Source organism: Ramlibacter sp. MAHUQ-53, from assembly GCF_052600055.1.
In genome coordinates this window covers 88465-107231 of the sequence record NZ_JBQWTS010000007.1, presented here as the reverse complement: position 1 = coordinate 107231, position 18767 = coordinate 88465, and the positions used below count along the sequence as shown (strand labels likewise).

The 18767-nt window shown below is 72.0% G+C and carries 19 protein-coding genes and 1 tRNA gene; 14 read left to right on the top strand and 6 right to left on the bottom strand.

Annotation, left to right across the window (positions count from 1 at the left end; translation table 11 throughout):
• Positions 1 to 14: 14 nt before the first annotated feature.
• Genes ACT80S_RS12155 through flhA form a run of 3 tightly spaced genes read right to left on the bottom strand, consistent with a single transcriptional unit; the run spans position 15 to position 4603 of the window.
• Complete coding sequence (locus ACT80S_RS12155; RefSeq protein WP_377416066.1) at positions 15 to 845, bottom strand: AAA family ATPase; 831 nt, start codon at positions 843 to 845, stop codon at positions 15 to 17.
• Positions 842 to 2482, bottom strand: a complete 1641-nt coding sequence (locus ACT80S_RS12150) for a flagellar biosynthesis protein FlhF (protein ID WP_377416064.1) — start codon at positions 2480 to 2482, stop codon at positions 842 to 844. The genes ACT80S_RS12155 and ACT80S_RS12150 overlap by 4 nt, the downstream gene beginning before the upstream one ends.
• Positions 2483 to 2494: 12 nt before the next feature.
• Positions 2495 to 4603, bottom strand: a complete 2109-nt coding sequence (flhA, locus tag ACT80S_RS12145) for a flagellar biosynthesis protein FlhA (protein ID WP_377416062.1) — start codon at positions 4601 to 4603, stop codon at positions 2495 to 2497.
• A gap of 201 nt (positions 4604 to 4804) precedes the next feature.
• Here flhA and ACT80S_RS12140 point away from each other — a divergent pair, with 201 nt between their 5' ends.
• Genes ACT80S_RS12140 through ACT80S_RS12085 form a run of 12 tightly spaced genes read left to right on the top strand, consistent with a single transcriptional unit; the run spans position 4805 to position 14094 of the window.
• Complete coding sequence (locus tag ACT80S_RS12140) at positions 4805 to 6181, top strand: flagellar hook-length control protein FliK (RefSeq protein ID WP_377416060.1); 1377 nt, start codon at positions 4805 to 4807, stop codon at positions 6179 to 6181.
• Positions 6182 to 6198: 17 nt separating this feature from the next.
• Positions 6199 to 6819, top strand: coding sequence for a flagellar basal body-associated FliL family protein (locus tag ACT80S_RS12135; protein WP_377416058.1), 621 nt, complete (start codon positions 6199 to 6201; stop codon positions 6817 to 6819).
• A 35-nt stretch (positions 6820 to 6854) separates the two neighbouring features.
• The gene (gene fliM / locus ACT80S_RS12130) at positions 6855 to 7850 is read left to right on the top strand and encodes a flagellar motor switch protein FliM (protein WP_377416056.1); all 996 of its coding nucleotides are present in this window, start codon (positions 6855 to 6857) and stop codon (positions 7848 to 7850) included.
• A 19-nt stretch (positions 7851 to 7869) separates the two neighbouring features.
• Positions 7870 to 8178, top strand: coding sequence for a flagellar motor switch protein FliN (fliN, locus tag ACT80S_RS12125; protein WP_377416054.1), 309 nt, complete (start codon positions 7870 to 7872; stop codon positions 8176 to 8178).
• Positions 8175 to 8501 carry a flagellar biosynthetic protein FliO gene (fliO, locus tag ACT80S_RS12120; protein WP_377416052.1) on the top strand — a complete coding sequence of 109 codons (327 nt, stop codon included), beginning with the start codon at positions 8175 to 8177 and terminating at the stop codon, positions 8499 to 8501. Before fliN ends, fliO begins: the two co-directional genes overlap by 4 nt.
• Before the next feature lie 2 nt (positions 8502 to 8503).
• Positions 8504 to 9316, top strand: coding sequence for a flagellar type III secretion system pore protein FliP (gene fliP, locus ACT80S_RS12115; protein WP_377416328.1), 813 nt, complete (start codon positions 8504 to 8506; stop codon positions 9314 to 9316).
• A gap of 56 nt (positions 9317 to 9372) precedes the next feature.
• Positions 9373 to 9642: a flagellar biosynthesis protein FliQ gene (fliQ, locus tag ACT80S_RS12110; protein WP_377416050.1), complete on the top strand. Its 270-nt coding sequence runs from the start codon at positions 9373 to 9375 to the stop codon at positions 9640 to 9642.
• A 25-nt stretch (positions 9643 to 9667) separates the two neighbouring features.
• A complete protein-coding gene (fliR, locus tag ACT80S_RS12105) occupies positions 9668 to 10444 on the top strand; it encodes a flagellar biosynthetic protein FliR (protein ID WP_377416048.1) in 777 nt (258 codons plus the stop codon).
• The gene (gene flhB / locus ACT80S_RS12100) at positions 10437 to 11603 is read left to right on the top strand and encodes a flagellar biosynthesis protein FlhB (protein WP_377416046.1); all 1167 of its coding nucleotides are present in this window, start codon (positions 10437 to 10439) and stop codon (positions 11601 to 11603) included. Before fliR ends, flhB begins: the two co-directional genes overlap by 8 nt.
• A 14-nt stretch (positions 11604 to 11617) precedes the next feature.
• A complete protein-coding gene (locus ACT80S_RS12095) occupies positions 11618 to 12706 on the top strand; it encodes a hypothetical protein (RefSeq protein ID WP_377416044.1) in 1089 nt (362 codons plus the stop codon).
• Positions 12707 to 12708: 2 nt separating this feature from the next.
• Positions 12709 to 13083: a hypothetical protein gene (locus tag ACT80S_RS12090; protein ID WP_377416042.1), complete on the top strand. Its 375-nt coding sequence runs from the start codon at positions 12709 to 12711 to the stop codon at positions 13081 to 13083.
• 15 nt (positions 13084 to 13098) lie between these two features.
• A complete protein-coding gene (locus ACT80S_RS12085; RefSeq protein ID WP_377416040.1) occupies positions 13099 to 14094 on the top strand; it encodes a hypothetical protein in 996 nt (331 codons plus the stop codon).
• An 84-nt stretch (positions 14095 to 14178) separates the two neighbouring features.
• Here ACT80S_RS12085 and ACT80S_RS12080 read toward each other — a convergent pair whose 3' ends face one another.
• The gene (locus tag ACT80S_RS12080; protein WP_377416038.1) at positions 14179 to 15462 is read right to left on the bottom strand and encodes a sigma-54 interaction domain-containing protein; all 1284 of its coding nucleotides are present in this window, start codon (positions 15460 to 15462) and stop codon (positions 14179 to 14181) included.
• Positions 15463 to 15736: 274 nt separating this feature from the next.
• Here ACT80S_RS12080 and ACT80S_RS12075 point away from each other — a divergent pair, with 274 nt between their 5' ends.
• The gene (locus tag ACT80S_RS12075) at positions 15737 to 16375 is read left to right on the top strand and encodes a response regulator (RefSeq protein WP_377416036.1); all 639 of its coding nucleotides are present in this window, start codon (positions 15737 to 15739) and stop codon (positions 16373 to 16375) included.
• Entirely contained in the window at positions 16372 to 18234 is a 1863-nt protein-coding gene (locus ACT80S_RS12070; protein WP_377416034.1) for a sensor histidine kinase, read from the top strand. The genes ACT80S_RS12075 and ACT80S_RS12070 overlap by 4 nt, the downstream gene beginning before the upstream one ends.
• A gap of 66 nt (positions 18235 to 18300) precedes the next feature.
• On the opposite strand, the gene ACT80S_RS12065 is transcribed toward ACT80S_RS12070, so the two are convergent.
• Positions 18301 to 18376: transfer RNA gene (locus tag ACT80S_RS12065), tRNA-Val, on the bottom strand.
• 26 nt (positions 18377 to 18402) lie between these two features.
• Positions 18403 to 18675 carry an HU family DNA-binding protein gene (locus tag ACT80S_RS12060; RefSeq protein WP_275697278.1) on the bottom strand — a complete coding sequence of 91 codons (273 nt, stop codon included), beginning with the start codon at positions 18673 to 18675 and terminating at the stop codon, positions 18403 to 18405.
• Positions 18676 to 18767 lie beyond the last annotated feature (92 nt).

Below are 18767 nucleotides of genomic sequence, written 5' to 3'. Positions count from 1 at the left end.
CTCTCCCTGCGGCCTCAGGCGCCGCCCTGCTGCGCGTGCAGCAGGCGCTCCATGAAGAATTGCAGCTGCCCGCCGACCGACTCGATCGGGGCCAGCTTCTCCAGCGCCTGCGCCATGCGGCGGAAGTCCGCCGAGGCGCGGGTGCTGGGCGCGAAATCGACCACGCTGCGGTACTTGCGCTGGGACTGCTGCACCATCTCGTCGGCGCCGACGCAGCCCAGGTACTTCACCGTGCGGCCCAGAAACTTCAGCGTCACGTCGTTGATGAAATGGGACAGCTGCTGGCCATGCGCCTCGCTGCGCGCGGCGTTGGCCACCAGGTAGATCTCGTCCAGGTCCTGGTCCTGCGACATCACCTTGATCAGGCCGTAGGCGTCGGCGATGGCGGCGGGCTGGTCCTGCAGCACCACCAGCCGGCGCTGGCAGGCCGCCATGAAGGTCAGCACCGAGGGAGAGATGCCGGCGGCGACGTCGACGATCAGGTAGTCCACCGACTCGTGCAGCTCGTCGAAGGCATGGATGATGGTGGCGACCTGGGTCATGTCCAGGGCCGCCATGTCCCGCAGGCCGGAGGCGCCGGGCACCAGCTGCACGCCGGGCGCGGCCTGCACCAGCAGCTCGGACAGCGTCTTCTCCCCGGACAGCAGGTGGCTGATGTTCCAGGGCGAGCGCACGCCCAGTGCCACCTGGGCGTTGGCCATGCCGAGGTCGGCGTCCAGCAGCAGCACCCGGTGCCCGCGCTGGCCCAGGGCCGCCGCGAGGTTGACGGCGACGGTGGTCTTGCCCACCCCGCCCTTGCCACTGGCGACGCCGATCACCTGCGGGCTGCGATGCAGGTTGCTCATGCCAGGCTCCCGGTGCGCAGGGCGGTGGCGCGCTGCGCCGGGTCCCCGGGCACGCGCCCGGCGAGGTAGACGACCCGCGACGCGGGGGCGGCCTCGGGGGCCGCCTGGGCGGCGGTGCGTGCGGGCGCGGGCGCGGTCCCCGGCAGGAAGGCCTCCTGGAGCGCCGGCTCTCCCGCCCGCGCGTCCATCATGGCCACGGCGTCCTGCGCCGGGTCCGCCTCCAGGCCGGCCTCGACGGCGGCCTCCAGGGCGGACTCCATGTCGGCCTGCAGCCGGCCGAAGGCGGCATCGAGCACGCGCTGGCCGTCGAAGCCGCGGGCCGGTGCGGCCACGTCGCCGGAGGCGGACATGCCCGCCACGGGCAGCGGCCGGTCGCACAGGGCCTGCAGCAGCGGCCAGGGCGAGGCGCACTCGTCGACCTTGCCGACCATCAGGCTGGTCCAGCCCTGGCCGGCGGCCAGCAGCCGGCGCACGCTGCCGATCGAGGCATCGGCCGGCAGCAGCAGGTGGGTGCGGATGCCCGCGTCCATCGCGCGCAGCGCGCGGGCCTGGGCCTCGCAGTCCACGCCGGCGGTGTCCACCAGCACGAAGTCCAGGCCGGCGAGTTCGTCCAGCAGCAGGCGCAGGGCGGCCTCGTCGCCGGCGCGGTAGCAGGCCACGCCGGCCTGGGCGGCGAGCACGCGCGCCTGGCTCCAGGCGCCCACGCGCTGGTCGTTGAAGGTGATGATGGCCACGCGCTCGGCGCCCTGGCGCAGCGCCGCGGCGCGCGCCAGCCGGGTGACCATGTGGGTCTTGCCCGCGCCCGACGGGCCGCAGATGGCGTGGACGCCGCGGTCGATCGCGGCGGCCGGCAGCGCGGACAGCGCGCCGGCCATCTGCTCGCGCATCGCCGCCAGGGCCTCGCGGGCGTCGGTGGCCTCGCGGGCGCCGTCGAGCAGCAGCGCGCGCAGGCCGGCCGGCACGCCGGCGTCGTTCAGGGCGTGCAGCACCGGCTGCACCGCGGCGGGCCAGGCCTGGGTGTCGGCCCAGGCCTGCACCTGGCGGCCCAGGGCGAACTCCTGGCGCAATGCGGCGATCTCGCGGCGCACCAGGTCCACGACCTGGCGGTCGCGGGCGGCGGCGTCGGTGGCGGGAGCGCGCCCGGCTTGTGCGGCTTGTGCGGCTTGTGCGGCTTGTGCGGCTTGTGCGGCTTGTGCGGCTTGTGCGGCACGGGCCGTCGCGGGCATGGCCTCCCCCCCGGCCGCATCGGCACGCGCCTGGGCCTGGGCCTGGGCCTGGGCCTGGGCCTGGGCCTGGGCCTGGGCCTGGGCCTGGGCCTGGGCCTGGGCCTGCGACTGCGCCATCAGCCGCGCCTCCAGCACCGCCGCGGCGGGTGCGGACTCGGGCAATTCCGCCGGCTCCGGCTCGGGCATCGGCCCGAGCGCGCGGCGGAAGGCCTGGGTGAAGGCGCTGGGCTCCTTCGAGGACGCCGGCGCCGGCGCGGCCGCCGGCTCGGGTGCGACGTCCAGGGCCACCACCAGTTCCACCTGGCCGTTCACGCTCTGGCTGGAGACGACGAGGACGTCCTTGCCATACCGGGCCATGGCGAGGTCCATGGCCGTGCGGCTGTCTTTGGCGAGGATGCGTTTGAGTTCCATGGCTCAGGCCTTTCAGGAAACTTGGCGTTGGTTCTTGACATCGGCGTCGACGGTGAACACCACCTTCACGGCCTGGTCGTCGGGGATTTCGCTGTAGGACAGCACGGTGAGGTCGGGGATGCGGTGGCGCACCGCCTGCGAGAGCCAGCCACGCACCGAGGGAGAGACCACCAGCACGGCGGCCACGCCCTTGTCCTCCACCTGGCGCGAGCTGTCACGCAGCGCGCCGAACAGGCTCTCGGCCATGCCCGGCTCCAGCACCGGCGGCGAGCCGGCCGGGCTTTGCTGCAGCACGTTGTGCAGCAGCTGCTCGACGTTCGGCGCCAGGGTCATCACCTGCAGCGTGTCGCCGCTGTCCAGGAGGTTCTGCACGATCATGCGTCCCAGCTTCGGGCGCACCAGCGAGGTCAGCACCTCGGGGTCCTGGGTGCGCGCGCCGGCTTCCAGCAGGGCCTCGGCCAGGGTGCGCATGTCGCGGATCGGGACACCCTCGGCCAGCAGGTTCTGCAGCGTGCGCGTGACCACGCCCAGCGGCATCTTGCCCGGCACCAGCTCCTCGACCAGCTTGGGATGGCGCGCCGCCAGCTTGTCCAGCAGCTTCTGCGTCTCGTCGTGCGAGAGCAGCTCGTGCGCGTTGTCACGCAGCACCTTGTTCATGTGGGTGGCGATGGCGGTGGCCGCGTCGACCACGGTGTAGCCCAGGGTGCGGGCCATGTCCCGCTGCGACGGGTCGATCCACACCGCCTCCAGGCCGAAGGCCGGCTCGCGCGTGGCCACGCCCTCGAGCTTGCCGTAGACGCTGCCCGGGTTGATCGCCAGCTCGCGACCCGGCTTGACCGAGCCGCGCGCGCGCACCACGCCGTGCAGGACGATGTGGTACGAGTCCGGCTCCAGGCTCAGGACGTCGCGGATACGCACCGGCGAGACCAGGAAGCCCAGCTCCGAGGACAGCTTCTTGCGCACGCCCTTGACCCGCGTCATCAGCTGGCCGCCGGTCTCGGGGTTGACCAGGGGGATCAGGCCGTAGCCGATCTCCAGGCCGATCAGGTCCACCGACTCGACGTCGTCCCAGTCGAGCTCCTTGGGCGCCTCGGCGGCGGGCTTGTCGTCGGCCTTGGGCGCCTCGGCCTTGCGATTGCGCTCCACCATCATCAGCCCGAGGCCGGCGGCGGCCGCGCCGAGGAACAGGAAGACGGCGTGCGGCATGCCCGGCACCACGCCCAGCACGCCCAGCACGCCGGCGGCGATGAACAGGGCCGAGGGGTTGGCCAGCTGCGAGACGGCCTGCTCGGTCACCGACTCGGCGGTGGTCACGCGGGTGACGATGATGGCGGTGGCCAGCGACAGCAGCAGCGCGGGGATCTGGGCCACCAGGCCGTCGCCGATCGCCAGCAGCACGTAGACCTTGGTCACCTCGTTGAGGGACATGCCGTGCTGGCCCAGGCCGATGGCGATGCCGCCGATCAGGTTGATCAGCAGGATCAGGATGCCGGCGATGGCGTCGCCGCTGACGAACTTGGAGGCGCCGTCCATGGAGCCGAAGAAGTCCGATTCCTGCGAGAGCTCCTCGCGGCGGCGCTTGGCGGTCTCCTGGTCGATCACGCCGGCGTTGAGGTCGGCGTCGATCGACATCTGCTTGCCCGGCATCGCGTCCAGGGTGAAGCGGGCATTGACCTCGGAGACCCGGCTCGCGCCCTTCGTCACCACCACGAAGTTCACGATGGTCAGGATGATGAAGATGATGAAGCCGATCAGGTAGTTGCCGGCGATCACGAACTCGCCGAAGGCGGCGATCACCTTGCCCGCCGCGTCATGGCCCTCGTGGCCGTGCGACAGCACCACCCGGGTCGAGGCCACGTTCAGCGCCAGCCGCAGCATGGTGGCGAACAGCAGCACCGTGGGGAAGGAGGAGAACTCCAGCGGCTTGCGGGTGTTGATCGAGATCATGATCACCACCAGGCCCACCAGCAGGTTGAACGTGAACAGCACGTCCAGCAGCAGCGCCGGCAGGGGCAGCACCAGCATCGCGATGATCAGCATCACGATCGCCGGCACGGCGAGGCCCGACCTGTCGTATTGGGACAGGCCCTGTCGGATCGTTGACAGTGAGGCGAGGCTCATGGCGGTTTTCGTGAGGAATCGAGCCTGTCACGCAAAGCCCGTGCCACCGCGTCCGACACCCTGCGCCGCCCCCGCGCGCGCGCCGGGCCGGCCCGCGCGGCGGCAAGTTCTTTCCGGTCACGGTTCTTGCAGGACACCCGCGCACCGCGGTCCACCGGCCGCAGGACTCCATGCCACAGCAAGGTATCGCCTCACATGTTCATGCCAACGATTTCCCTCGATTCGCCCGCTGCCGCCGCCGCGGCGGGCGACCCCGCCGGCGCCGCGCAGGGCGCGAACGCCCTGCCCGCCGACGGCGGCGCGGCCTTCGCGCAGCGGCTGGCGCTCGCCCAGTCGGCCCTGCCGCAGGGGCAAAACCTTGCCGCCGGCGCCCTGCCCCTGCAGGCCCTGGCGCTGGGACCGACGATGGAGCTGGTCACCCCCGCCGCCGACGGCCCGGACAGCGAGGCCCTGGCCGAATTCGCCAAGGCCCAGGGCCTGGACGAGGAGGTGGTGGCCTGGCTGTTCGGCGACCCCGCCGCGCTGGCCCAGGGCCAGGCCCTGGCGGGCGTGCCGCCTGGCGCGGTGCCGGGCGGCGCGATGCCGGCCGGCGCCACCCTGTCCGACGGCGCCACCAGCAACAGCGCCCTGACCCAGGTGAGCCTGATGGCCACCCTGGCGGCCGGCGCGGGCACCCCCGGCACCCCGGGCACGCCCGCCCCGGCGACCGGCGCGGCGCAGGCCGCCGCCGTCCTGGCCGGCGCCGCCACCGGCCTGCCGGCCTGGCTGCAGCAGGCCGGCGCCGCCACCCCCGCCACCGCGCCGGCTGCCGACGCCGGTGCCGCACCCGACGCCGCCGCCCCGGCGGCGATGCAGCTGCAGTCCTTCGCCGCCGCCCTGGCCGCTGCGGCCACGCCCTCGGGTCGCAGCGCGCAGGCCGCCGCCGCGCCCCAGGCCCCGACCGGCGCGCAGGCGGGCGCCGAGGTGCTGGCACTGGAGATCGAGGTCGAGCCAGGACTGGAGTCGCTGTGGGAGCCGGATGCCGGCGCCGCGGCGCCCGCGCCGGGCAGCGACGCGGCCTCGGCCGGCGCGGGCGGCGACGCCGGCGCGCAGTCCCTGCCCGACGAGCCCGCCGCCACCACCACCCTGGCCCAGCGCGCCCAGGGCTACCAGGCCCTGGCCCAGCGCCTGGGCGAGGCGGTGGCCCAGCGGGTGATGGCGCAGATCGAGAAGGGCCACTGGCAGGTCCGGCTGATGCTGCGGCCGGAGAAGCTCGGTGAGGTGGAGATCGACCTGAAGATGCGCGCCGGCCAGGTCGACGCCGCCTTCCAGGCCTCCAACCCGGTGACCCGCGACCTCCTCAACGAAGGCCTGCCGCGCCTGCGCGAAGTGCTGTCGCAGGCTGGCATGGAGATTGCGGACCTGAACGTAGGAACCGGAAAAGGCCAGCACGCTGGCGGAAATCCGACACCCCGCCAGTCCCCTGGCCCGGCCGCCCCTGGCGCGCCGGCCGAGGCGCAAGCCCCGGACACCGCCGCCCTCGCCGCCGCGCCCGCCGCGCGCCGGACGACGGCCTCGGGCCTGGACGTGCTGGTCTGATCGAAGGAGCAAGCCAAATGGCAGAAGAAGTCGTCGAAGCGGAAGAAGCGAAACCGAAGAAGCCGATCGTGATGATCATCGTCGCGGGCGTGGTCCTGCTGGTGCTGCTCGTCGCGGCCATCGGCGGCACGCTGTTCGCCACCGGGTTCTTCGACAGCAAGGACAAGAAGGCCGCCGAGGCCCAGCTCGCCGAGCTCGAGGGCAAGGGCGGCAAGGGCAAGGACGACGGCCATGGCAAGAAGGACGACGGCCACGGCAAGCCCGCCGCCGGCGCCAGCGCGCCCCAGCCGGTGGCCAAGGCCGCTGGCGAGCTGCAGCGCTTCGAGTCCCGCTACTACGAGATGGAGAAGGACCTGGTGGCCAACCTCACCGGCTCCAAGAAGGTCATGCAGGTCAAGATCGCCATCATGACGCGCTACGACGAGCGCGTGATCAACAACATCAAGAAGCACGAGTTCGCGCTGCGCTCGGCCGGCCTGGACATCCTGCGCCAGACCAAGGCCGAGGAGATCGACCAGCCCGACTTCCGCAAGCGCCTGGCCGAGAAGCTGCGCGACGAGATGAACGCGGTGCTGCAGAAGCTCGAGGACTTCGGCGGCCTCGAGGAAGTGCACTTCACCAACTTCATCGTCCAGTAACCGCGCTTCCCCAGCCACGTCCCCCGCGCCCGCCCATGGCCCACCAGCCCCTGCTCACCCCCGAGGAACTCGCCGCGCTCACCGAGACGATGCGCGAGCTGCCCGTCGCCGAGGGGGACGGCTACAACACCGACCTGGCCGTCCAGCGGCACGACCTGGCCTCCGAGGACAGCAGCCTCGGCGTGAACCTCGTGTCCATCGACATGGTCAACGAGCGCTTCATCCGCCTGTTCCGCCTGGGGATGCTGGAGGTGCTGCGGGTGTCGCCGCGGGTCAACCCGACCCGCGCGCAGATCGTGCGCTTCGGCGACTACCTCAAGGACCTGCGCGCGCCGCTGTCGGTCAACATCCTGCGGGTCAACCCGCTGCGCGGCTACTCGATGGTGGTCATCGAGCCCACCGTCATCTTCAGCTCGCTGGACAGCTTCTTCGGCGGCTTCGGCAAGGGCGTGGGCCAGCTGCCGCCCGGCCGCCTGTTCACCCCCACCGAGACGCGGATCATCAAGCTGCTGCTGCAGATCCTGTTCCGCTCCTTCAAGGAGGCCTGGGCGCCGCTGATGCAGATCGACTTCGAGCACGTGAGCTCGGAGATCAACCCGCAGTTCGCCCAGATCGCCGACGAGAACGACCTGGTGGTGGTCTCGCGCTTCGAGGCCGAGTCCCCGACCGCCGGCTCCGGCGCGATCGACATGGTGATCCCCTACATGTCGCTCAAGCCGATCCGCGACCTCCTGCGCAGCCGCCTGCAAAGCGGCGACGGCAACGAGGAATCCGACAAGGCCTGGCACGACGCGCTGGAGCACGCCGTGCAGGACGCCTCGGTCGAGGCCCATGTCTCGCTGGGCAAGTTGGACATCACCATGCAGCAGCTTCGCAACCTCAAGGCCGGCGACGTGATCCCCTTCCGCAAGCCCGACTACGCGCGCATGTACGTCGCCGACAAGCCGGTGTTCGACGTCGAGGTGGGCTCGGTCGGCACCACCGCCGCCGTCATGGTGGCCCACCCGGTCAAGCCGCCGGCGCTGAACTGATTTTCCAGAGGACGCCCCCATGAGCGACATCCAAGAAGACACCTCCGTCATCGACGGCGGCGACAGCAAGCAGATCCACCCGGACGTGCTGCAGAACATCCCGGTCTCGCTGTCCGTCGAGGTCGGCCGCGCCACCATCAAGATCCGCGACCTGATGCGCCTGACCCAGGGCAGCGTGGTCGAACTCGATCGCATCGCCGGCGAGCCGCTGAACCTGCTGGTGAACAACACCGTCGTCGCCCAGGGCGAGGTGGTGCTGGTCAACGAGCGCTACGGCATCCGCCTGACCCGCGTGGTGCCGGCGAGCGAGCGGCTGGAGTCGCTGTGAGCACCTCCCTGGGCATCGCGCAGTACATCGGCAGCTTCGCGCTGGTCGTGGCCCTGCTGGTCGGCCTGCTGTGGGCGCTCAAGCGCCTGCAGGGGTCGCCGGCCTTCGCGCGCCGCGAGCAGCGCCTGCGCGTGGTCGAGAGCCTGTCCCTGGGCGCGCGCATGAAGGTCGCCCTGGTGCGGGTGGACGGCCGCGAGGTCCTGGTGGGCGTGACGCCCGCGCAGATCACGCCCCTGGGCAGCTGGCGCGCCGCCGGCGACGCCCCGGCCGCCGGCCCGGCGGACACGATGGCCTCCCTGTTCCCGCAGGAGCCGCGCCTGTGAGCCTGCGCGGCCTGACTGCTTCCCGCACCGCCCTGCCCGCCTGCATCGCGCTGGCCGGCCTGGGCCTGCTCGCCTTCGCCCCCGAGGCCTGGGCCGCCGGCAAGGCGGCCGCCGCGGCGGCGGCGCCCGCGGCCGCCCCCGGCCTGCCCGGCGTGACCGTGACCCAGGGCGCCGGCGGCACCCAGTACAGCCTGACCCTGCAGCTGCTGGCGCTGATGACGTCGCTCACGCTGCTGCCCTCGGCGGTGCTGATGATGACGGCCTTCGTGCGCATCATCATCGTGCTGTCGATCCTGCGCCAGGCGCTGGGCACCGGCCAGACCCCGCCGAACCTGGTCCTCACCGGGCTGGCGCTGTTCCTCACGGTGTTCATCATGTCGCCGGTCTTCGACGAGGTGTACCGCAGCGCCCTGGTGCCCTACATGGACGGCAAGGCCGGCTTCGAGCAGGCCCTGGCGGCCGCCGAACAGCCGATCCGCGGCTTCATGATGAAGCAGACCCGCGAGGACGATATCGCGGTGTTCATGGAGATCGCGCGCAACCGCCCGGTGGCCACGCCCGACCAGATCCCCTTCACGACCCTGGTGCCGGCCTTCCTGACCTCGGAGCTGAAAAGCGCCTTCACCATCGGCTTCCTGATCTACATCCCCTTCCTGGTCATCGACCTGATCGTCTCCAGCGTCCTCATGTCCATGGGCATGATGATGCTGTCCCCGATGATGATCTCCATGCCGTTCAAGCTGATGCTGTTCGTGCTGGTCGATGGCTGGTCCCTGATCATGGGCTCGCTGGCCTCCAGCTTCGTGATGCCCTAGGTCCCGGCCCGACCGAACGAACAACCGACAAGCAACTCAGCACAGCGAGGAACGAGATGGATTCAGCCATGGTGGTGGACATCGGCCGGCAGGCCCTGTGGGCGACGCTGGTGGTCAGCGCGCCGCTGCTCGGCGTGGCCCTGGTGGTCGGCCTGGTGGTGGGCGTGATCCAGGCCGCCACCTCGATCAACGAGATGACCCTGAGCTTCATCCCCAAGCTGGTGTGCATCGGCCTGGCGATGCTGCTGTTCGGAAGCTGGATGCTGGCCATGCTGGTGGACTTCACCCGCGGCATCTTCCAGCGCATCCCCGCCCTGTTCGGGTAAGCCGCGCGCGCCGGAGACGCCCCGCATGCAGCTGCTGGCCATCGACATCATGGAACGGTTCTCCACGTTCCTGTGGCCGATGCTGCGCATCTCGGCGCTGATGGTCACCGCGCCGATCTTCGCCAACAGCGCCTTCAACCTGCGCCTGCGCGTGCTGCTGGCCCTGGTGCTGGCCTGGCTGGTCTACCCGCTGCACACCTGGCCGGTGATCGACCCGGCGTCGGCCGCCGGCCTCAAGGAAGTCTTCAACCAGGTCGCCATCGGCGCGCTCGCCGGCCTGGTGCTGCAGGTGGTGGTGGCGGCGCTGGTGGTGGCCGGCCAGATCGTGGCCACGGCCATCGGCCTGTCCATGGCCAGCCTGATGGACCCCAACCTGGGCAACGTGCCCGTGATCTCGCAGCTGCTGCTGGTGCTGGGCCTGCTGGTGTTCGTGGGCTCGGGCGGCCACGCCATCCTGCTGGGGCTGATCCTCGAGAGCTTCCACTCGCTGCCCGTGGGCCGCTCCATCCTCACGCCCGACAGCCTGGGCCTGCTGGTGCGCTGGAGCTCCATGATCTTCCTGGGCGGCGTGCTGGTCGCCCTGCCGGTGATGGTCGCCATGCTGTTCGTCAACCTGGGCGTGGGCGTGATCACCCGCGCCGCGCCCAGCCTGAACGTCTTCGCCGTCGGCGTGCCGGCCTCGCTGGCCGCCGGCTTCCTGATCCTGCTCGTCTTCCTGGGCACCATGGTCGGCCGCACCGAGTGGCTGTGGACCCAGGGCTTCGGCGTCGTGCGCGACCTGCTGGGGGTGCCCCGTGTCTAGCAGCGACTCGCAGGACCGCACCGAGGAACCTACCGCACGGCGCCTGCAGAAGGCCCGCGACGAAGGCCAGGTTCCGCGCTCCACCGAGCTGCCCGGCGCGGCGGTGGTGGTCTCCACCCTGCTGGCGCTCACCCTGGCCGGCGGCTGGCTGGTGCACAAGCTCTCCGCGCAGTTCGCCGCCGGCTTCGTCTTCGACCGCAAGACCCTGGACAAGCCCCTGCTGCTGCCCGCCGCCCTGGCCGAACAGGCCGGCCACGCCTTCCTGCTGGTGCTGCCGGTGATGGGGGTCACGCTGGTCATGGCCATCATCGCCTCGGTCATGAGCGGCGGCCTGCTGTTCGCGACCAAGGCCGTCGCGCCCAACCCGTCCAAGCTGAACCCGATGCAGGGCCTCAAGCGCATGTTCGGCCCGCATGCCGCGATCGAGCTGCTCAAGGCCCTCCTCAAGGTCACCATCGTCGGCGGTGCACTCTGGATGAGTGTGGCCCTGCGCATGGACGACATCCTGCGCATCGGCGCGATGGCGCTGGAGCCCGCACTGGGCCTGGCGGGCAAGGTGATCCTGGAGTCCACCCTGTCGGTGGCCTTCGGCCTGGTCGTCATCGCCGCCCTGGACGTGCCCTGGCAGCGCCACTCGTTCATGAAGCGCATGCGCATGACACGCCAGGAGATCAAGGACGAGATGAAGGACGTCGAGGGCCGCCCCGAGGTGAAGGCCCAGATCCGCCGCCGCCAGCGCGAGATGGCCAACGCCCGCATGCTGCAGCGGGTGAAGGACGCGGACGTCGTCATCACCAACCCCGAGCACTTCGCCGTGGCCCTGGAGTACGACCCCACCGGCGACGGCGCGCCCGTGCTGGTGGCCAAGGGCGCCGACTTCATGGCGGCCCAGATCCGCGCCGAGGCCGGCACGCACGGGATCCACCTGTTCCCGGCGCCCGAGCTGGCGCGTGCCCTGTACTTCACCACCGAGCCCGAGCACCCGATTCCCGAGGCCCTGTACCACGCGGTGGCCCAGGTGATCGCCTACGTCTACAGCCTCGAGGGCGCGCAGCCCGGGCGCCAGGCCATGGCCCGGCCGCTGCCGGTGGTGCCGCGCTCCATGCGCTTCGATGCCGAAGGCCACCGCCTCGACGAGGCCGCCGCCGCGCCGGCCTGACCCCGAACCCCACCATGTCGAACGACCCGAAGAACCCGAACGCCGCGAACGCCGCCCATGCCGGCTACCACAGCGCCCACGACGCCCGCCAGATGCAGGCGATGGCGCGGGCGCTGCTGGAAGGCCGCCGCCCGATCGCCCTGTCCGCCGCCAGCACCGCGACGCTGGAACACTACAGCCGCCTGCTGGTGCGCGACCTGCGCCAGCAGGAGAACGTGCGCATCGTCGCCCACCAGCCCGGGAGCACCGAGCAACTGGTGCAGCAGGTCAATGCCCTGGTCGCCGACGTGCGCGTGGACCACGTGATCGACCGCGGCGCCGCGGCCGGCCGGCCGGTCCACGTGTTCGTGGTGCACGACGGCCCGCAGCTGTCGAACGCCGAGTTCACCCTGCTGCTGCGCCTGGTCAACGACCTGCCCGGCGCCAACCTGCGCATCGTCCTCGTCCAGGACGGCGACACCGACCTCGGCCCGCGCCTGGCCGCCCTGGGCCCGCAGGCGCTGCACTGGCAGATCGGGGGCAAGGCCTCCAGGCCGGCCGCCGCCAGCGAGGCCGCGCGCGTGTCGCTGCAGGAGGCGCTGCGCGAGGCGCCCGGCGCGGCGGACACCGGCGCACTGCCGGCGTGGGCCCAGCCCGCGAGCCAGGCGCCGCGCCGCCGCTGGCGCCTGGCGTTCTGGCGCCGCGACACGGCGGCTGGCGCGGCCCCATCGGCCACGAGATCGGCCACGCGATCGGCCGCGGCAAGCGCCGTGAAGCCGTCCTTGAATCCGTCCGTGAAGCCCGGCGCGAAGCCGGCCGCCCAGGCCGCGCCGAAATCCGCCGCACGTCCGGCCGCGACCGCCGTCGCGAAGGCCGCCGCGAAGTCCGCACCCAAGGCGGCGCCCCGCCGGGAATCACCCAAGGCCCGAAGCAACCGCATGGTGCTGGTGGGCGGCGTCTTCCTCAGCGCCGCCCTCGCCGGCGCGCTGGGCATGTGGCTGCAGATGCACCAGCCGGCCCCGCGCGCGGCGAAGTCGCAGCCCGCTGCGCCGGCCCTGCCTGCCGCCCCGAAAGGCGCCACCCCCTCCACCGCGGCCACGCTGGCCGCCATCGCCCCGAGGTAAGCATGGCCTCCTCCAAGCCGCAGATCATCTCGAACAACCAGCCGCACACCGTCTCGCTGCCCACCGGCAGCACGGTGGCCGCGCGCAAGGCGCCGCGCAAGCCGCCGCCGGCGCCCGAGGTTCCCGAGGTCGCGCCGCCCGAGGCCCGGCCCCTCCCCGCGGCACCCAAGCCCGCCGCGCGCCCGGCCCCCAAGGCCGCACCGAAGGCCGAGAAGCGCAAGGCCGCCGCGCCGCTGCCGCCCCCGCCCGCCCCCGCCGTCGAACAGGTCGGCTTCGGCGCGGACATCATGCAGCGCCTGCAGGGCCTGCGCCAACGCAATGACGAGGTCCGCGCCGCGCTGGACCAGCTGCCGGTGCCCACCGGCGCGAAACGCTGACCGCAGGAGACCGCCATGAACGCACCCGCATCCGTCGCCGAGGCCCCCGCGGCCGAGGCCGCACCCGCCGCCGCGCCCGGCTTCCAGCCCCAGCCCGAGCCGCCGGTGCTGACCGATGCCGCCCCGGACGGCGAGCCCCCGGCGTCCGCAGGCTCCGGCGCCGCCGCCACCGCCAGCCCCGAGGAAGCCGCCGCTGCCGCGGCGGCGGCTCCCGCCGTCGCCGCCGCCCGTACAGCGCTCGACCAGCTCGCCGCCGCCGTGCTCGACGCTGCCGAACTCGCCAACCGCGGCGCGCAGGCCGCGGCCGGCGTGAGTGCCCGGCTGCACGAGGCGACCCAGGAGCTGAACACCGGCCAGCTGAAGTCGCAGAAGCAGATGATGATCATCATGGCCAGCATCGGCGGCGTGATGCTGCTGGCGCTGATGTTCTTCGTGGTCACCGGCATCCGCATGAACAGCCGCCTCAACCAGCTCGACGCCACGCTGCTGGCGGTGGCCAAGCGCGCCGTCGCCCTGAACGAGGGCCTGGAGTCGCTGGAGCAGGCGACCGCCTCCATGGCCAAGCTCACCGAGCAGGTCGACGGCCTGGGCAAGAGCGTGGGCGAGGTGGGCGGGCGCATCGACCAGTCGGTCAAGCAGGCCGAGGCGTTGACGCAGCAGATCCCGGCGAAGACGGCCGAACAGGTCGCCTCCTCCGCCAAGGGGCTGGCGCAGCAGGTCGAGGGCCTGAACTCGCGCCTGCAGGCGCAGGCCAGCGCGGTCCAGGGACTGGGCCGCGAGGTGCAGTCGCTCAAGGCGACGGTCGGCAACGTGGACAAGCTCAATCGCGAGGTTCAGTCGCTGGTGACGCTCCAGCGCGAGCGCTATCTCGAGGCACTGCAGAAGAACGCCGCCGCCACGGCCGCCGCCCAGAACGCGGGGGCCGCCGCGGCCGCCGAGCAGCGCGATCGCCTGTTGCAGTACCCGCGCGTGTCGCCGCCGGCGGCAAGCCCGAACGCGAAGACGAATTGAGGCCGGGGCGCCGGAACCCCGTGAGCGAGGCCGGCGGCCTGCCGGCCGCTGTCCGGCGCGGCGCGGCAACGCACGGCGCAGGCCTCAGCCCGCGCGCAGCTCGTACTTCTGGATTTTCTCGATCAGCGTGGTCCGCTGCAGCTGCAGCAGGCGCGCCGTCTGCGAGACGTTGCCGTTGGTGCGGGCCAGCGCCTGCTCGATCAGGCTGCGCTCGATGCGCACCAGCTGCTGCTTGAGGGGCACGCCCTCGGGCGGCAGGGTCACGATGCCCTGCGCCAGGCAGACGATTTCCTCGACCACGTTGTAGGGCGAGCCCTCCACCGACAGCGCCTCGGCGGCCTGCGCCGGCGCGTTCGCGGCCACCGAGGGTTCGCGCGCGCCTTCGTCCAGCCGGCCCGGGGGCAGCGGGAAGGCCGGTGCCTCGCCACTCGAGCCGATCAGGGTGAACAGGGCATCGTCGGCCGAGTCGTCACGCCCGGCAGCGGGGTCGAACGCGGCGGGCGCCGTGGCAGCCGGCAGCGTCACCGCGGGCTGCGCAGGCGCCGGTGCGAACGGCGTTGCCGAGGGTCCCGCAGCAGCCGGCGCGGCCAGGGCGCGCATGCCCGGCGGCAGCATGGACGGCGGGATCGCCGGCAGCGAGACCGACTGGCCCGGGAACAGCGTGGTGAAGCGGTCCACCAGGTTCGACAGCTCGCGCACGTTGCCGGGCCAGCGGTAGGCGCGCAAGGCGGCGAGCAGGTCCGGCGCGAAGCGGATCGGCTCGAAACCGTCCTGCGCATGGCGCGCGGCGTAGAAGTCCAGCAGGTCGGCGATGTCGTCGGTGCGTTCGCGCAGCGGCGTGGTGTGGCACGGCAGCACGTTGAGGCGGTAATACAGGTCCTCGCGGAAACGCCCGTCGACCACCGCCTGCGCCAGGTCCTTGTGGGTGGCGGCGACCACGCGCACGTCGATGTCCACCGGCCGGGCCGCGCCCACCGGCAGGATGCTGCGGTCCTGCAGCACGCGCAGCAGCTTGACCTGCATGTCCAGCGGCAGGTCGCCGATCTCGTCGAGAAACAGCGTGCCGCCATTGGCCATCTCGAAGCGGCCGATGCGGTCGCTCACCGCGCCGGTGAAGGCGCCCTTGCGGTGGCCGAACAGCTCGCTCTCGAGCAGGTCCCGGGGGATGGCGCCGCAGTTGATCGGCACGAAGGGACCGGACTTGCGCCGGCCCTGCCGGTGCAGCGCCTGGGCCACGAGTTCCTTGCCGGTGCCGCTCTCGCCGGTGATCAGGACCGTCGAATTCGAGGAGGCGAGCACCTTCACCAGGCCGAGCAGCGCCTGCGTGGGCTCACTCTTGCCGATGATGGGGGTGAAGCTGGCAGCCATCCGGTCCTTGAACTTTCAGGGCCGCCCGGGCCGCCAACGCCACCCTTTGGTAGTCGCCGCGACGCGGGCCAGGGCGCCCTGACCAATACTTTTGAAATCGATCTTTCTTACAGTGTCAAACCCATCTCGAGCGAGGGCACACTTAGACCGACGTTATGTCGTGGGACAATATCTCGCTTTTCGGGCTGTTCCACAATCGCATGAAAATGTGGACTGCCTCGCATCGACCCTCTCGCATGACACTCCGGCCCGCCGTACGCGCCGGTCGCACGCCATGAACGCCCTGTTGCTCGAAGACGACCCGGTCTTCGCCTCTGCCCTCACCCGCGCCGTCGCCGCTCTCGGCGACGCCTGGCGCGTGCACGCCTGCCAGGCGGTGTCCGAAGCCCGTGCCCTGGTGGCCGACCCGCACCGCGACCTGCACCTGGCCATCATCGACATGAACCTGCCCGACGGCTCGGGCCTGGATGTCATCGCCGCCCTGCGCCAGGCGCGCCCCGACGTGCCGGCCCTGGTGGTCTCCAGCGTCTCCAGCGAGCAAGGCGTGCTCGCCGCCATCCGGCGTGGCGCCCGCGGCTACCTGCACAAGAGCGAGCCGGTGCGCGCCCTCACCGACGGCATCGCCCAGGTGCTGCAGGGGCACTACCCGATCAGCCCCTCGCTGGCGCGCTACGTGTTCAGCCAGGTCGGCGCCGAGCGCGTCCCCGCCGGCGGCGAGCCCGTGCGGCTCACGCCCAAGGAGACTGAAACCCTCCAATGCATCGCCCAGGGCCTGTCCTACAACGAGAGCGCCCACCGGATGGGCGTGTCGCTGTCCACGGTGCAATCCCACATCCGCAGCCTCTACCGCAAGCTCGAGGTGCGCTCCCAGGTGCAGGCCGTCGAAAAGGCCCGGGGGCAGGGCCTGCTGTGAAGGCGGGCCGTTTCCGGGCGGCGCGGACGCTGCCGCTGTGGCTGCTCGTGGCCGGGCTGCTGGCCGGCCTGCTGGCATGGCTGCCCCTTGCGACGGCGCACCCGGCCTCGCAGACGCCGGCGTCGCTCCTGCGCATCGAGCGCGCCGTCCTCCTCACGCCTGCCGGCTCGCAGCCGGTGGGCCTGCCTCACGTGCTGGACGAGGCGCTGTTCCAGGACGGCGGGCGCAGCGTCACCTTCCGTGTCGTGGTGGACCTGCCACAGCGTCCCGAGGCGCCGCTGGGCCTGTTCATCGAGAAGGCCAGCCTCGCCGGGCGCGTGACCCTCAACGGGCATGACCTGGGCAGCTGCGGCGCCGCCCCCCTGCCCCAGCTTCGCTGCGCCAACCAGCCGCTGTGGCTGAACGCCGGCCCCAGCCTCTGGCGGCAGGGGCCGAACCTGGTCGAGGTCGAGGTCTGGGGCACGAACCTGCAATTGAACGGCCTGTCCGAGGTCATCGTGGGCCCGGCCGAGGAAGTCTGGCGCACGCAGTACCTGCCGCAGCGCCTGCTGCGGGTGACGCTGGCGCAGGCGCTGGCCTGGGCCACCCTGGTGCTCGGCCTGGTGTCGCTGGGCGTGGCCGCGGTGCTGCGCAGCCAGCCGCTGTACCTGTGGTTCGGCCTCGCCGCGGTGCTGCGCGGCCTGGGCGGCATGTACCCCGTGGTCACCACCATCTGGGGCGACCCGCACTGGGTGCACTGGGCCTTCCTGAGCGCGCGCATCTCCGCGGCGGCCCTGACCATCTTGGCGATGCTCGCGCTCTTCGCCCGCCACATGCCGCGCCTGGAGCGCCTGCTGGTGGGCTACGCCATCGCGGTGCCGGCGGTCCTGGCCCTGGGCCGCAGCCAGCCGCAGGTCGTCATCGGGCTCGGCGTGCCGCTGCTGGCCGTGGGCGCGGTCCTGGCCGTGCTGGCCGCGCGCTGGACCTGGCGCTCGCCGAGCTGGCGCGGCCTGCTGCTGATGGCCACGGTGCTGGCGCTGATCGCCACCGGCGCCCATGACCTGTGGCGCCTGAACGACGACGAAGCCTTCACCCGCATCCTGCTGCTGCCCTTCGCCAGCGCGCTGCTGCTGGTGGCCATGGGCGGCGTGATCGTCCGGCGCGTCACGCGCGGGCTGCACACCAGCCAGAACCTCAACGCCATCCTGGCCGATCGCGTCGCCGCCCACGAGGCCGACCTCCTGCGCAAGCACCAGACCATCCTGGCCCTGGAGCGCAACCAGGCCCGCGTGCAGGAGCGCGAACGCTTCCTGCGCGACCTGCACGACGGCCTGGGCTCCAGCCTCTCGGCCACGCGCCTGCGCCTGGACGACGAGATGACGCTGCCCCAGGTGCGCCGCATGATCGACGAGTGCCTCGACGACATGCGCCTGCTGCTGGCCACCTCCGCCGGCGACGGCGACCTCGGCGAGTCGATCGCCGACCTGCGCTGGCGCCTGGAGAGGCGCCGGCTGCAGGGCGGCCCGCAGCTTCGCTGGCACATCGCGCTGGCCGGCTTGCCGCTGCTGCCGGCCAGCCCGCGCCTGCAACTGCTGCGGGTGCTGCAGGAGGCGGCGGCGAACGCCCTGCACCATGCCCGCGCGACGACCATCCGCATCACCGCGCGCTACGAGGCGGACGCCCGCCGCCTGCACCTGGCGGTGGAGGACGACGGCCAAGGCTTCTCCACGCTGCGCCCGCCGGGCAGCGGCGCCGGCGGCCGCGGCCTGGCCAACCTGCGCTACCGGGCCGGCCAGCTGCGCGCGTCACTGGACATCGACAGCAGCCCCTCGGGCACCTGCGTGCGCCTCGCCTGGGACCTGCCGCCCGAGCCGCGCTGAGGCGCGCCAACCCGACTTCCCAAGCAAAAGGGCCCGCATCGCTGCGGGCCCTTTGCCTGTCCTGGGTGGTGGGTGCTGAGGGGCTCGAACCCCCGACCTACGCCTTGTAAGGGCGCCGCTCTACCAACTGAGCTAAGCACCCCACCGTGACCATGATGTTCAGATTGATCAGTTCAGCGCGTCCTTCAGGGCCTTGCCCGGGCGGAACTTCGGCACCTTGGCGGCCTTGATCTTGATGGTGGCGCCGGTGCGCGGGTTGCGGCCGCTGCGGGCGGCGCGCTTGCCGACCGCGAACGTGCCGAAGCCCACCAGCGAAACCGAGCCGCCCTTCTTCAGGGTGGTCTTGACGGCGCCGATCATGGACTCCAGCGCACGGGTGGCGGCGGCCTTGGAGATGTCGGCATGTTTCGCGATGTGCTCGATGAGTTCGGTTTTGTTCACTGGGTCCCCTCGATGAGAGAAAAGTTGATCTTCAGGTTGCCGGCTCAATCATTCCCCGCCCTGCGATTCGCAGGTGTCACATGGGCATCAAG

Coding starts and splice junctions, on each gene's coding strand:
- ACT80S_RS12155 (WP_377416066.1), bottom strand. CDS start 845: ATGAGCAACCTGCATCGCAGCCCGCAGGTGATCGGCGTCGCCAGTGGC.
- ACT80S_RS12150 (WP_377416064.1), bottom strand. CDS start 2,482: ATGGAACTCAAACGCATCCTCGCCAAAGACAGCCGCACGGCCATGGAC.
- flhA (WP_377416062.1), bottom strand. CDS start 4,603: ATGAGCCTCGCCTCACTGTCAACGATCCGACAGGGCCTGTCCCAATAC.
- ACT80S_RS12140 (WP_377416060.1), top strand. CDS start 4,805: ATGCCAACGATTTCCCTCGATTCGCCCGCTGCCGCCGCCGCGGCGGGC.
- ACT80S_RS12135 (WP_377416058.1), top strand. CDS start 6,199: ATGGCAGAAGAAGTCGTCGAAGCGGAAGAAGCGAAACCGAAGAAGCCG.
- fliM (WP_377416056.1), top strand. CDS start 6,855: ATGGCCCACCAGCCCCTGCTCACCCCCGAGGAACTCGCCGCGCTCACC.
- fliN (WP_377416054.1), top strand. CDS start 7,870: ATGAGCGACATCCAAGAAGACACCTCCGTCATCGACGGCGGCGACAGC.
- fliQ (WP_377416050.1), top strand. CDS start 9,373: ATGGATTCAGCCATGGTGGTGGACATCGGCCGGCAGGCCCTGTGGGCG.
- fliR (WP_377416048.1), top strand. CDS start 9,668: ATGCAGCTGCTGGCCATCGACATCATGGAACGGTTCTCCACGTTCCTG.
- ACT80S_RS12095 (WP_377416044.1), top strand. CDS start 11,618: ATGTCGAACGACCCGAAGAACCCGAACGCCGCGAACGCCGCCCATGCC.
- ACT80S_RS12090 (WP_377416042.1), top strand. CDS start 12,709: ATGGCCTCCTCCAAGCCGCAGATCATCTCGAACAACCAGCCGCACACC.
- ACT80S_RS12085 (WP_377416040.1), top strand. CDS start 13,099: ATGAACGCACCCGCATCCGTCGCCGAGGCCCCCGCGGCCGAGGCCGCA.
- ACT80S_RS12080 (WP_377416038.1), bottom strand. CDS start 15,462: ATGGCTGCCAGCTTCACCCCCATCATCGGCAAGAGTGAGCCCACGCAG.
- ACT80S_RS12075 (WP_377416036.1), top strand. CDS start 15,737: ATGAACGCCCTGTTGCTCGAAGACGACCCGGTCTTCGCCTCTGCCCTC.